This is a genomic window from Wolbachia endosymbiont (group A) of Urophora cardui (genome assembly GCF_964028435.1).
Lineage (GTDB): Bacteria > Pseudomonadota > Alphaproteobacteria > Rickettsiales > Anaplasmataceae > Wolbachia.
The window spans coordinates 700,648-714,150 of sequence record NZ_OZ034774.1 but is presented as its reverse complement, the minus strand read 5'-3'; the positions used below and the strand labels follow the sequence as shown (position 1 = coordinate 714,150).

Genomic DNA, 13,503 nt, shown 5'->3' with positions numbered 1-13,503 from the left:
CAGCAGTTTGACCTAAAGTAAAGTTTTAAGTTTACGAACGTTTAAGGAAATTTGCATCCAGATGGTGTCATGAAAGTAGCTGACACTGGTTCACTCTATAATGGTGTAATCCAAGTAGCCGACACTGGGATCCAGGTTGCTTACAAGCAAATTAGCATAGAAAGTGGTTACAACGTTTTCGATGAGATTGCAGGAACCAGTGTCAGCTACTTGGATGACACCATTCTTTTTTCTGGATCTCAGTGTCAGCTACTTTCATCTGCCACCTGCAAATTGCAATGTTCGTACAGTTATGTGTCACGCTACTTGGATGACACCGTTGAAAGAAATGAACCGCCTTTTCAAAATTGTTTTGAATAGAGGAATAACATTCACAAGTAAAATTTCATATTACCATTTTTTAATTTATGTATTATAATAAGCTTAATCTATAAGAAAAACAAAGTTGGAAAAGTTGGAAGAACTAAGCAAAAACTGGGTGATAAGAACGGGAAGATTTTTATCTTCATTGTTTTTTTTACTGTTGATTGCGCTATCAATACGTAGTTTTTTATTCGAGCCATTTCATATACCTTCTGGTTCAATGAAAAGCACCCTACTTGAAGGGGATTACATTTTTACTAGTAAATATTCATACGGTTACAGTAAACACTCATTTCCATTTTCTCCAAACATTTTTAGCGGCAGGATTTTTTATACCCCTCCAAAGCGTGGCGACATAGTAGTTTTCAAACCCACAAGAAACGACAGTATCCGATTTGTTAAGCGAGTAATAGGAACACCAGGCGACAAAGTGCAAATGATAGAGGGAGAATTATACCTAAATGATCAGAAAGTAGAGCGAAGGCAAATTGAAAGTTTTTTTGATTATGAGTCAAATCGTAACATACCAAGATATATAGAAACGCTTTTAAGTGGCAAGGAGCATGAGATTTTGGTAGATAACATTTCTAATAAGCTATCATATAACACTACGGTTTATTATGTACCTAACGATCAATTTTTTGTTATGGGAGACAATAGAAATAATTCTTTGGATAGCAGGTTTCCTGAGGTTGGTTTTGTACCAATGGAAAATATCATTGGGCGTGTAAGTATAGTTGGTTTATCGTTTAAATTGGGGAAAGTCGATTGGTTACCATTTAATTTCAGGTTACCTGTTGCTTTGAGATTAAATAGGGTATTGCACAAGGTTGTGTAAGCTTTTTCTACCTATTTGTTAATTCACATAACTCTAAAGAAGAATTTTCTAACTCGGCAATAGTGTTGTTAATTTCATTCAAGTCATTGCCTTGTAAAGCGTTTTTTGCATTTTGTAATAGGTTTTTCAACTTTTGATCAGTGGAAAGGTTATTATTGTTTTCAACCAAGTGTATGAGTTTATTTCCATTAATTTTAGCACCTGCAAGGGAACGAGCCTTCATATCTTCATCAAAGCTGTTTATTGACTGGTTAACCATATTTTGAACATCAGCTTCACTCAAGCCAAAACTTGAATTTACTTTAACTGTCTGCTCAATTCCAGTAGTTTTTTCTCTTGCAGTAACAGTCAAGATCCCGTCAACGTTAACTGTAAATTCTATTTCAACTCTTGCAGAACCTGCAGGCAGTGGCGGTATACCTTTTAGTTCAAACTGCGCTAGAGATTTGTTATCCTCGATCATTTCACGTTCTCCCTGACAAACGTGAATTTTCATTGCTGGTTGCCCATCAACATAAGTTGTAAACTCTTTTATCTCTGAAACTGGTAGTGGTGTATTTCTTGGTATGATTTTTTCAACTATGCCTCCCATAGTTTCTATGCCAAGTGATAAAGGTAAAACATCCAGGAGAATATTCCTATCTTTTGAGCTCGAAGTTAAATCATGAGCCTGCAGAGCTGCTCCCATGACAACTGCTTTATCTGGATCCACGTCATTCAGTACTTTATTTCCAAAGAGCTTGACTAGTGAATTTTGAACCAATGGTGTTCTAGTTGCACCACCAACTAAAATTACTCCTTTTATATCATCAATTTTAAGATCTATGTCGCTTATAGTACGAGTGACTATATTGATAGTCTTATTAACTAAAGGACTTATTGCCTGTTCGAACTTCTCTCTAGTTATTTCACATTCAAATGGCTTGCCGTTAATGTTAAAGCCAAAAGTGCCTGATGCATTTTCACTTAAGTATTCTTTCGCGGTACGGATATTGCAGGTTCCAGCGTTATGTGTTGGAATGACATTAAGGTGTGTTGTCGACTCCTTGTTTAAACCTACTTTTTCTCTATACTTATCAAGTACAATTGAACTCAGAAGATGATCAAAATCATCACCGCCGAGTTTGGTATCACCACCAACCGCAAGGACTTGAAACACTCCTTGATGTAATTTCAATATTGAAATATCAAATGTTCCTCCACCAAGGTCGTAAACTGCATATATTCCGCTGCTGTTGTTCTCTTCAATGGAGTAAGAAAGTGCAGCAGCAGTTGGTTCATTAACGAGACGAAGAACTTCTATGCCAGCTAATTTTGCTGCATATTTAGTTGCGTTACGTGCTGAATCGTCAAAGTAAGCTGGCACAGTGATCACTGCTTTTTTTACTTCCATTCCTGTAGACTTTTTCACCCTCTCGCATAAAGCTTTTAATATCTCAGCAGAAATCTCAACAGGAGTAAGATACTTTTCCTCTGAGCATTTTACTCTAATAACTTTTTCACTTTCGTTATCTATTTCAAAATTGAGGCCTTCTTTATTTAATTCTTCAACACTTTCACCCATTAAACGCTTTATTGAGTAGATTGCATTTTGACCGACGTCACAGCCAGTTTTCAATGTATTATTTTCATACGAAATAACAGAAGGCAGTAGCTCTCTTCCCTGCTCATCTTTAAATATCTCCACGTTGCCAGCTTTATTTACCATAGCAATTAAAGAGTTAGTAGTGCCAAGATCTATACCAAAAACTACTTCACTTGAATTTGGTTCAGAAATTTGAATTGGTTGCATTCTTTTTCACCTCCTCAAATGACTTATATAAATATTTCAATCTTAAGACTTGTGTAGCAGCTCCATCAAAATTCTTTACAGCAAAAGTGTTAATTAGGTTTTTAACGCAATCTTTTATTTTTTCATCAACCATCCTACTTGCAAATTGTAGATCATCGCAGTCCAACAAATATTCTCTTATTTCCATTGATTCATTTAATATTTCAGAATTTGGATGATCCTTTGGGCTTTCCACACCAAAAAGATTCAACAAATGCTCGGCACGTTTTAGAGGTGACTTTAGCACCTGATAAGCTTTGTTAATATTAATTATATTTTTAGATTGTCCTTCGTTTATATCAGTCCTGCTTAGCTCAATATATTTTTTCTCTAACTCATCAAAGCTGATATTGAAAGTTGGTTCAATTTCAAACAATGTAAAATAGCTGCTAGACATGAAAACTCTCTCCACAACCACATTTTCCTTTCTCATTAGGATTTTTGAAAACAAAACCCGATGAAAATTTTTCTTCTACATAATCCATTTCAGAGCCAAGAATAAACATGACAGATTTTGGATCGATCAACACTTTAACTTTTTGGTCATCACTGCAGTTTTCCTCAATTATCGACTCTAAAGGACGAGTATCATATGCATATTCAATATCATATTTTAAACCAGAACATCCTTTTTGTTTAATTAGCACTCTTATTCCTATTGCTTCTTCCGGTTTCTCAAGGTTAGTATGCTTCTTTTGGTCCAATAAATACCTTATCCTTTCTACTGCTTTCGCAGTTATAGTAATAAGTTTTTTATCTTTCTTTATAGCGTTTACTCCTTGATATTCACTCATGCTTTAGTTCTCAATGTCCACCTTTACTTTGTTTGCTTTGATAATCATGAATAGCAGCCTTTATAGCATCTTCAGCAAGCACCGAGCAGTGTATCTTCACTGGAGGTAAAGACAACTCTTCCACTATTTGAGTATTCTTTATCTGTGTAACGTCACTGATGGTTCTTCCCTTTATCATCTCTGTTAACAAGGAACTTGAAGCAATGGCAGAACCACAACCAAAAGTTTTAAATTTTGCATCTTCAATAACACCTTTGTCATTGACCTTTATCTGCAATTTCATTACATCACCGCACGATGGTGCACCAACTAAACCAGTACCAACATTTGGATCATTTTTATCCAGAGAGCCAACATTCCTTGGATTTTCGTAATGATCTAAAATTTTCTCATTATAACTCATAAAATTACCTGTGAACCGCTATTCTACATTATAACATATTTAGGTTAAAAACTAAAGTGAAATACACTAGTTTTGTGTATATTTTACTTACAAAATATTACGAAAATGAGTATATTTACTTTACAAATTCACGTAGTGCATGTCATTCTCTATATTGTAATTAAGTTTGTAATTTAAAAGGAGTATTCTCTTGAGTTTATTTGGTAACCTTTATAAAGGCTTGTTAAAAACTTCTTCTCGCTTTAGCGACGGGGTGAAAAGTATTTTTTCTGGCAAAAAAAAATTAGATCAGTCGCTTTTAGATGAGCTAGAAGAATTGCTAATTAGCATGGATATTGGTCATAAAACTTCCAAGTTGATTATTGACAGGCTCACAAGCATCAAATTTGACAAGGAAGTTGAGTATAATATTATCTCGCAGCAGTTAATGAACGAAATAGAAGCTATATTGAGCCCAGTTGTGCAACCGTTAATTTTGAACAAAAAACCACATATAATAATGGTATGTGGAGTAAATGGTAATGGTAAAACCACAACTATAGGTAAGCTCGCATATAAATATAAGGAGATGGGAAAGTCCGTTATGCTTGTTGCATGTGATACATTTAGAGCTGCTGCTAGTGAACAATTAAACATTTGGGCAGAACGTTCTGATTGCTTGATTGTTACTGGAGAGCATGGTAGCGACTCTGCAAGTGTGGCATATAGAGCTGTGAGTCAAGCTATAAAAGATAACGTTGAAGTTGTTCTAATTGACACAGCAGGCAGGCTACAAAATAATGTGAACCTTATGGAGGAGTTATCAAAAATATATAGAACGATAAAGAAATTGGATGACACTGCCCCTCATGACGTTATTTTAGTTCTTGATGCAACTACCGGCCAAAATGCTTATAGCCAATTAGAGGCATTTAGTAAGATGGTTAGTGTTACCGGGCTAATCATAACAAAGCTAGATGGCACCGCTAAGGGCGGAGTAGTAATTGGACTTGCAGAAGCTTATAAGGTAAAGTTACATGCTATAGGAATTGGTGAAAGTATAGAGGACTTAAAGGAGTTTACTAGTAAAGAGTTTGCTGAAGCGTTATTTAATTGTAATTAAAGACTTCTCTTAATTCCCTTACGTGACCAAGCTTAATTATCTCAATATCATGAGAAGAGTAATTACCATTTTTAGGCATAATTGCTTTTTTGAATCCTAACTTTTGTGCTTCTTTTAGTCTAAGATCAGCATGCGAGACATTCCTAATTTCTCCTGAAAGTGCAACTTCACCGCAGATTATTGAAGAAGTTGGCAGCGGTAAATTTACTACACTTGAAATAAGGGAAGCAGCAACAGCAAGATCAGCCGATGGTTCCTGTATTTTGAGTCCCCCTGCAATGTTTAGGTATACCTCTTTATCATGCAAAAACATTTTACAGCGAGCATTTAGCACCGCGATGATCATAGCCAATCGATTAATATCCCATCCAACTACTGCCCTTCTTGGGGTTGCCATATTAGTCCCTGCTATCAACGCTTGAACTTCCATTAAAATTGGTCTTGAACCTTCAATTCCTGCAAATACGGCGCTGCCAACTACTTCTCTGTCATGGGCCATCAGAAACAATGATGATGGATTATCAACAGGCACAAGTCCTGCTTCAGACATCTCAAAAACACCAATTTCATTTGCAGGGCCAAATCTATTTTTAATAGTACGCAAAATACGGTATTGATTGCTATTTTCACCTTCAAAATATAATACCGTATCTACCATATGCTCCAAAGTTTTAGGTCCAGCTATTTGCCCATCCTTAGTTATATGACCAACTATTAAAAGAGAAACACCATATTGTTTTGCAAGAATGGTTAATTCATGGGCACAAGTACGAACCTGAGTTACAGTTCCTGGTGCCGATGTAATTCTGCTATCATACATTGTTTGTATAGAGTCAATTACTAAAAATTTAATGCTTTTATTTTCCTTTATTGTTGCTACTACATCAGTTAAAGACACTGTAGATAAAAGCTTAATTTTAGGTTCATTTATCTTAAGACGCTTTGCTCTGAGGCTCACCTGCTCTAAAGATTCCTCGCCAGATACATAAAGACATTCAAAAGAGGAAAGTTGCACAACATTAGCTGCAATTCTAAGCAAAAGGGTAGATTTTCCAATACCAGGTTCGCCTCCAATTAGAATGCTAGCACCTTGAACGATACCCCCACCAAAAACTCTATCTAATTCTTCTACTCCTGTTAGAAAACGACTTGGAGTGATAATTTCGCTACCCGATAACGCCTTTATTAAAATTGGCGCAGATATACTTCTTTTGCCCGTTTTTACTGCTATTTCTTCAACAACTGTATCCCAATTGTCACATGCAATGCACTTTCCTACCCACCTACCAGTGCTATGACCACAGGATTGACATACATATACAGTTTTCATCAAAGCCAAAATTATTTTGTTATAATTGTAATAAAAATTAGCTGAATAGGCGAAGTAAATCTAACCACTGAGTCTCACAAACGTTTTGGTGCGAAGATAATTGTCATAAGTTGTGCCATTTAAATTCATGCACAATAATTGCACGAACGCTTCCCTCTAGGATCCAAGTAGCCCATTCTCCTGTCATTCCAGTAGCATCCTTTTTTTGTCATCCCAGTGCCCAGACTACTTGGATCCAGGAAAAAGAATGATGTCATCCCAGTGCCCCGACACTGGGATCCAGAAAAGTTTGCTTGTAAGCAAGCAAACTAGCATAGAAAGTGGTTACAACATTTTCGATGAGATTATATGGAAAACTGGATCCCAGTGTCAAGCACTGGGATGACAGCAGTCCTACGTCATACCGCGATTCATTCGCGGTATCTCTTAACATAGATCCCGCTAACAAGCAGCGGGATGACACCTCTCTTGGGCTCTTTTAGCTACAAACGTTAAGAAATTTACCAAACGAAAAAAAAGGCAAAAGAAGCCCTAGTCATTGTCTATTTTCTGTATTGGCGTTTTTTAAGTCTTAAACACTGCAATTTAGCTGCTTTTAAGTGCAACTAACCTTAACTAAAATGTTTGAGAAATTTACTAAGCAGAAAAAAAGGCAAAAGAAACCCCGTGGTAATTAGTGTTCACTCTCTAATCCTGCAAATTGGCGTACTATACTGTCTTAAACGACTTATAAGCGCGTTTCAGCTTGTGTGGGTAAAAACCCAGAAATGTTGTGAAGACATAAGGTGCACATAGTGCAAAAAATTAAAAATAAGACGCCAACTACGTTGTTTTCTTGCTGTTTAATCTGCACAGATGAAGATAACTGAATACCTTCACTATCATGATAAGGGGGCTGGCGGAGTTTGTCAAGGAAGTTTTTTCGTTTCTAACGGTTGTTGCCAAAAACTATACAAAAAGTCTAATGAGTTAACTTCCATATATCCTGAGTAGTTCTTGTGCATTAGCTTTGATTAGGATAGGGCATTTTCTGTCATTTAATAGGGAACGCAATATTTCAGTTGCACCTTTAATGTCGTTATTATGTATCTTTACTACAGCGATAGCTTCTTGGCTTGAATAAGGATACACTGCACTTGATTCTAAATTATCAATTTTATCTTTATTTATTTTTTCACCGTTGGAGTGAAGTAAGCTCATTACCTCTAAGTATTGTGCTAACTCACGCAAAACATTAGGAGCATCTTTATCATCTGCCAAATCATTATAAATAGATGCTGTGTTTGTTGGCATTGAATCTGAGATATGATTGAATGCGTGTTCAAAATTTGCTAAATACCCCCAATTTGAATCTATTTCTTCTAGCAGCGGCTTATTATCTTTTTTAAAGAATAATACTTCGTAAAACTTGTCACCCGCAGTTATAGATTGTTTTGTGTTATCAATGTTGCGCAATAAGTATAATGTGATGCCAACTAACATTGGTGCGAGTGCAAGCAGAAAGATGTATTTTTTCATGGTAATATTCCAAATAGTTATATATTTATACATTAATGCTTTTGATTTGCAAAAACATATTGACATAGTGATTATATCACATAATAATGTTCTCAAAGTTGTTTGAATAGTTGGAGATTAAAATATTTCTAAAGTAGAAATAAAGACAGCAGTATTAAGCTAAATTATTTTTTGTCGGATCCGATGTACCCTCAACCTTTTATAGGTTGAAGTCTAAATTTGAGAGTTTGATCCTGGCTCAGAATGAACGCTGGCGGCAGGCCTAACACATGCAAGTCGAACGGAGTTATATTGTAGCTTGCTATGGTATAACTTAGTGGCAGACGGGTGAGTAATATATAGGAATCTACCTAGTAGTACGGAATAATTGTTGGAAACGGCAACTAATACCGTATACGCCCTACGGGGGAAAAAATTTATTGCTATTAGATGAGCCTATATTAGATTAGCTAGTTGGTGGAGTAATAGCCTACCAAGGCAATGATCTATAGCTGATCTGAGAGGATGATCAGCCACACTGGAACTGAGATACGGTCCAGACTCCTACGGGAGGCAGCAGTGGGGAATATTGGACAATGGGCGAAAGCCTGATCCAGCCATGCCGCATGAGTGAAGAAGGCCTTTGGGTTGTAAAGCTCTTTTAGTGAGGAAGATAATGACGGTACTCACAGAAGAAGTCCTGGCTAACTCCGTGCCAGCAGCCGCGGTAATACGGAGAGGGCTAGCGTTATTCGGAATTATTGGGCGTAAAGGGCGCGTAGGCTGGTTAGTAAGTTAAAAGTGAAATCCCGAGGCTTAACCTTGGAACTGCTTTTAAAACTGCTAACCTAGAGATTGAAAGAGGATAGAGGAATTCCTAGTGTAGAGGTGAAATTCGTAAATATTAGGAGGAACACCAGTGGCGAAGGCGTCTATCTGGTTCAAATCTGACGCTGAGGCGCGAAGGCGTGGGGAGCAAACAGGATTAGATACCCTGGTAGTCCACGCTGTAAACGATGAATGTTAAATATGGGAAGTTTACTTTCTGTATTACAGCTAACGCGTTAAACATTCCGCCTGGGGACTACGGTCGCAAGATTAAAACTCAAAGGAATTGACGGGGACCCGCACAAGCGGTGGAGCATGTGGTTTAATTCGATGCAACGCGAAAAACCTTACCACTCCTTGACATGGAAATTATACCTATTCGAAGGGATAGGGTCGGTTCGGCCGGATTTCACACAGGTGTTGCATGGCTGTCGTCAGCTCGTGTCGTGAGATGTTGGGTTAAGTCCTGCAACGAGCGCAACCCTCATCCTTAGTTACCATCAGGTAATGCTGGGGACTTTAAGGAAACTGCCAGTGATAAACTGGAGGAAGGTGGGGATGATGTCAAGTCATCATGGCCCTTATGGAGTGGGCTACACACGTGCTACAATGGTGGCTACAATGGGCTGCAAAGTCGCGAGGCTAAGCTAATCCCTTAAAAGCCATCTCAGTTCGGATTGTACTCTGCAACTCGAGTACATGAAGTTGGAATCGCTAGTAATCGTGGATCAGCATGCCACGGTGAATACGTTCTCGGGTCTTGTACACACTGCCCGTCACGCCATGGGAATTGGTTTCACTCGAAGCTAACGACCTAACCGCAAGGAGGGAGTTATTTAAAGTGGGATCGGTGACTGGGGTGAAGTCGTAACAAGGTAGCAGTAGGGGAATCTGCAGCTGGATTACCTCCTTGGGCTTTGCGCATAACTTACCATTTTTAATGATGGTGTTGTTATGTGCTATACTGCTGTCTTTACTTCTACTTTATTTTAATTTCCCAATAACGAAATTTTATGAGTGATAGGCCTCTTTCTCCACATTTACAAATATATAAAGTACAAGTTACTAGTTTTTTCTCTATTATGCACAGATTGACTGGTATCTTGCTATTCCTTTTATTAATGATACTTTCTTGGTATTTCATATTACATGTTTACTTTCCTGAGTTACTTATAGTAAGGTACTTAAATGCATTATTATTCACTCCTGTTGCTAAATTAGCTTATGTCTTATGTTTTGTAAGTTTTGTATATCATTTTCTTAATGGTATTCGTCATTTATTGTGGGATGTTGGGCTTAATTTAGAAATTACTGGCGTTTCAAGGAGTGCTATACTGCTGACAGTAACGCTACTTCTTTCTACTATTGCTTTTTTATTTATGTTTATATGAGTCAATCTGGAAATTCAGTACATCATTGGTGGGTCCAGCGTGTTTCTGCAGTAATTTTACTGCTCCTGTTTCCTTGGTTTATCTATTCATTTTCTTGCGCATTTTATACTGATAGCTCTTTGTCTTTTAGTGAAAAATTTATTAATCACCCTCTAGAGCTTTTATTTTTTGTTGTATTGTTGTTTTGCATTTTTTGGCACGCAGTTCTTGGAATGCAGGTAGTGTGTGAAGATTATATACACAGCGTATCTCTAAGGATTTTCACAATTACATGCATAAAGTACTTATCAAGCATTACTTATATAACCCTCGCTTTTACAATCTTTGTCTTCTACAGGCATATTTTCTTGTAAAATTGCCAATTCTGTGTTAATATATTATTAGTGTACTAGTTTTATCATTGAACTATAGCGATTTTGGTTTAGCAATATGTTAGAGACATTGAAAAAGTGGGGAATAGACCTTACGCTAAAGGTGAAGGATCTATTTAGTTCATCTGAGTCTCAAGTTTATGTCAAAGACCTTAGAAAGGTAATGATATATGAGGATGGACGAAAGTGTCAATATCCAAAAAATTATGATCAGATTGTAGATTCTGGGAGAGTTGTAAAAAAAAATGACAAGCTTGTAAAAAATAAAGACGGAAATCCAGAGTACCAGCTTATATATAATGAATACGAATTTGATCTAGCCTTGGTTAAGGAAATTGATAAAAAATCTTACTTTACTATTGACTTTTTAGTTAGTAAAGGTAGGCGTGAGGTTAATGATTATAGTAAATTTTATAAGCCATTTAAGTTTTCAAAAATAGATCTTGAAAAACACTTGCCGGTCTTTGAGGTTGATACTAAGTTACTTAGATTAACTAATTCTTCTTTTCTTGCTAAAAAAGGTTGCTTCATCAATGATGACACGGGAGAAGTTGATGAGAAAGATAGAGATGAAAAAGGAAGAAATGGAAAATTACTATACACTAGTGATTACAAGAAGCTAAGCACCCATTTTTCAGAAATTAGAGATCAGAATAATAACTTGGAGCTAGATAAAAGTCTTATATCTGTTCCTATTATTTTCGTTGCAAGCTTGGCTAAAGTTTGTACTAAATTGTTGACTTCTCTTCCTATAAAGTTAGGGGAGTATTTAATAAGCGAACAAAACCCAATTGCAAAGTCTTTTGGCTATCTTTTGTTCACCCCTGCAATGGCAGTAAAAAATTTAGTGAATATGGGAGCTACCATACTTAAGGCTCCAATTTTATTATTTGTAGCAGATAAGAAGAAGTATGGTGATGCTTACTTCACTATGTGGAAACACCAATTGAAAGGATGTTGGGAAGAAGCAAAAAGTGACTTTAATGTTATTAAAGGTGGAGAAAGGCTAAAGCCAGGGCAAAAGGATCATAAGCCACTTAGTATAGTGGGCACATGGGATGAGCTTAATGCTAGAAGGCCAGGTATTGAAAAAGACTTAGAGAAGCCGTCAAATAAAAGTAGTGAAAGTATAGATAAATCTAGAGAACCAGATATTGGAAAAAGCTTAAAGAAGGAGAAGTTGCAAAACAAAAGTAATGAGAAAATAGCTGCGTCTAAAAAAGCAGATGTTGAAAAAGTGAGTGATACTCCTCATGTTAATGAAGTACTAAGCAGACGGAGTTCATTGCAAGACGAAAAATTTCAATTACCTCCTCGCTAACCGGCCACTACTTTAAATTAACATTTACTTTCTTTATTAACTATTCCACAACAAAAACTTGCATGCATTTTACTATTAGCATAAGATGTTAATTATTTAATTAATTTTCTTAACTATATGCGCCCTGTAATACTATGTGGTGGTAGTGGCAGCAGACTTTGGCCTTTATCGAAGCCAAAGCAATTTCAAAAAATATTTAGCCATAACACTATGTTTCAGAACACTTTATTGAGGCTAAAAAGTGGTTATATGCCACCCATAATTGCCACAAATATACAGTACGAGTCGTTAGTGAAGAAGGAGTTGCATGCGCTGCGAGAATATAAAGTGATTTTCGAACCAGTGAAAATTGGAACAGCAGCAGCGATATTAATTGCTGCGCTTCTCTGCAATGAAAACGAGATAATGTTAATTCTGCCTTCAGACCATTTTATAGGTGATTTGAATAATTTTTATGCTTCTGCTCACAAAGCATCTCAGCTAGCTTCTGAAACTAACTCTATAGTTACGTTTGGAGTTAAGCCTCATGAATTCAATTCTGAATACGGCTATATAAATGCAGTTTATGATCATAAGGAAAAGTATCATATAGTAAAGGATTTCATAGAGAAACCTGAGCATGTATTAAGTAATGATTATTATTGGAATTCTGGAATATTTGTGTTCAAAGCAAAACGCTATATAGATGAGATCAAAAAATCTGCCCCGACTCTTTATAATTTATGTTTTGCAAGTGTGAAACATTTCACACCGCAAGAGAGATTTCTGTATTTAAAACAACGAGATTTTGCAGGAATTGAAGGCGTCTCTATTGATTACTTGGTAATGGAAAAAGCAAAAAACGTTGCAATGATAGAAGCTAATTTCGATTGGCTGGATGTTGGAACTTGGAATTCAGTTTTAGAATTGAGTGAGAAGTTTACGTCGTCATTCCGACATGTAACAAAAAAAAGAGAGCCAGTTTCAACGACAGAAAGTAATAAAAATTTATTGGGTGGAGCTTATAAGCAACCAAACAAAAGCCTAATATCGTTTATTAATAAGGTTAAGAAAGCAAAAGCGATAAGAAGAGAAATCAAGCCATGGGGATTTTGTAGTATAATTTTAATAGGCGAAAATTTTCTTATAAAATATCTTTTTATAAATCCATTAAGCTGCACTTCTAAGCAATTCCATCACTATAGAGATGAATACCATATAGTACTATCGGGAGTTGGGTATGTTAGTTTAGGCAACAAAGAATATGCTATAGTAAAAGACCATATGATAGAAATCCCAAGGGAAGTTTCCCATAGGATTGAAAATAGAAGCACAAGCTCTCCACTTGAAATAGTTGAATTTCAGATAGGAGAGCATTTATCTGATAATGATATAGTGAGGTTGGATGATGTATATGGAAGATTTTGAAATTCTAATGTTAAAGATACTCTATAA

Annotated in this window: 14 protein-coding genes and 1 rRNA gene; 9 read left to right on the top strand and 6 right to left on the bottom strand. The window is 36.3% G+C overall.

Annotated features, from left to right (window positions below):
• Positions 1 to 69 precede the first annotated feature (69 nt).
• On the top strand, positions 70 to 360 hold the full coding sequence (locus ABWU38_RS03515) for a hypothetical protein (protein WP_265045322.1): 291 nt from the start codon (positions 70 to 72) through the stop codon (positions 358 to 360).
• A gap of 94 nt (positions 361 to 454) precedes the next feature.
• A complete protein-coding gene (gene lepB, locus ABWU38_RS03510; RefSeq protein ID WP_253309972.1) occupies positions 455 to 1,201 on the top strand; it encodes a signal peptidase I in 747 nt (248 codons plus the stop codon).
• 7 nt (positions 1,202 to 1,208) lie between these two features.
• Here the strand turns inward: lepB and hscA are convergent, their stop codons facing one another.
• From hscA to iscU, 4 genes are read right to left on the bottom strand one after another with little or no spacing between them, the layout of a single operon-like run.
• Positions 1,209 to 2,993: a Fe-S protein assembly chaperone HscA gene (gene hscA / locus ABWU38_RS03505; RefSeq protein ID WP_353272480.1), complete on the bottom strand. Its 1,785-nt coding sequence runs from the start codon at positions 2,991 to 2,993 to the stop codon at positions 1,209 to 1,211.
• Entirely contained in the window at positions 2,971 to 3,429 is a 459-nt protein-coding gene (locus ABWU38_RS03500) for an iron-sulfur cluster co-chaperone HscB C-terminal domain-containing protein (RefSeq protein ID WP_253309542.1), read from the bottom strand. Before ABWU38_RS03500 ends, hscA begins: the two co-directional genes overlap by 23 nt.
• The gene (locus ABWU38_RS03495; protein WP_264328899.1) at positions 3,422 to 3,826 is read right to left on the bottom strand and encodes a HesB/IscA family protein; all 405 of its coding nucleotides are present in this window, start codon (positions 3,824 to 3,826) and stop codon (positions 3,422 to 3,424) included. The genes ABWU38_RS03500 and ABWU38_RS03495 overlap by 8 nt, the downstream gene beginning before the upstream one ends.
• A gap of 10 nt (positions 3,827 to 3,836) precedes the next feature.
• Positions 3,837 to 4,229 (bottom strand): Fe-S cluster assembly scaffold IscU, encoded by a 393-nt coding sequence (gene iscU / locus ABWU38_RS03490; protein ID WP_114516867.1) that lies wholly within the window; start codon positions 4,227 to 4,229, stop codon positions 3,837 to 3,839.
• Between the two features lie 190 nt (positions 4,230 to 4,419).
• On the opposite strand from iscU, the gene ftsY reads away from it, so the two are divergent.
• The gene (gene ftsY, locus ABWU38_RS03485) at positions 4,420 to 5,331 is read left to right on the top strand and encodes a signal recognition particle-docking protein FtsY (RefSeq protein ID WP_353272479.1); all 912 of its coding nucleotides are present in this window, start codon (positions 4,420 to 4,422) and stop codon (positions 5,329 to 5,331) included.
• Here ftsY and radA read toward each other — a convergent pair.
• Positions 5,318 to 6,661, bottom strand: a complete 1,344-nt coding sequence (radA, locus tag ABWU38_RS03480; protein ID WP_265045316.1) for a DNA repair protein RadA — start codon at positions 6,659 to 6,661, stop codon at positions 5,318 to 5,320. The genes ftsY and radA overlap by 14 nt on opposite strands.
• A 205-nt stretch (positions 6,662 to 6,866) precedes the next feature.
• Between radA and ABWU38_RS03475 the strand changes: the two genes are divergently transcribed.
• Positions 6,867 to 7,046, top strand: a complete 180-nt coding sequence (locus ABWU38_RS03475; protein ID WP_265016489.1) for a hypothetical protein — start codon at positions 6,867 to 6,869, stop codon at positions 7,044 to 7,046.
• 584 nt (positions 7,047 to 7,630) lie between these two features.
• Here ABWU38_RS03475 and ABWU38_RS03470 read toward each other — a convergent pair.
• Positions 7,631 to 8,245 carry a hypothetical protein gene (locus ABWU38_RS03470; RefSeq protein WP_253309859.1) on the bottom strand — a complete coding sequence of 205 codons (615 nt, stop codon included), beginning with the start codon at positions 8,243 to 8,245 and terminating at the stop codon, positions 7,631 to 7,633.
• Positions 8,246 to 8,394: 149 nt separating this feature from the next.
• Here ABWU38_RS03470 and ABWU38_RS03465 point away from each other — a divergent pair.
• The 5 genes from ABWU38_RS03465 (at position 8,395) to ABWU38_RS03445 (ending at position 13,476) form a co-directional block, all read left to right on the top strand.
• Positions 8,395 to 9,899 (top strand): 16S ribosomal RNA (locus ABWU38_RS03465).
• Between the two features lie 100 nt (positions 9,900 to 9,999).
• Positions 10,000 to 10,377 carry a succinate dehydrogenase, cytochrome b556 subunit gene (gene sdhC, locus ABWU38_RS03460; protein ID WP_253309858.1) on the top strand — a complete coding sequence of 126 codons (378 nt, stop codon included), beginning with the start codon at positions 10,000 to 10,002 and terminating at the stop codon, positions 10,375 to 10,377.
• Positions 10,374 to 10,730, top strand: coding sequence for a succinate dehydrogenase, hydrophobic membrane anchor protein (gene sdhD, locus ABWU38_RS03455; RefSeq protein WP_253309857.1), 357 nt, complete (start codon positions 10,374 to 10,376; stop codon positions 10,728 to 10,730). The genes sdhC and sdhD overlap by 4 nt, the downstream gene beginning before the upstream one ends.
• Positions 10,731 to 10,806: 76 nt before the next feature.
• Positions 10,807 to 12,069 (top strand): hypothetical protein, encoded by a 1,263-nt coding sequence (locus tag ABWU38_RS03450; RefSeq protein ID WP_253309856.1) that lies wholly within the window; start codon positions 10,807 to 10,809, stop codon positions 12,067 to 12,069.
• Positions 12,070 to 12,186: 117 nt separating this feature from the next.
• Positions 12,187 to 13,476 (top strand): sugar phosphate nucleotidyltransferase, encoded by a 1,290-nt coding sequence (locus tag ABWU38_RS03445; RefSeq protein ID WP_353272478.1) that lies wholly within the window; start codon positions 12,187 to 12,189, stop codon positions 13,474 to 13,476.
• Positions 13,477 to 13,503 lie beyond the last annotated feature (27 nt).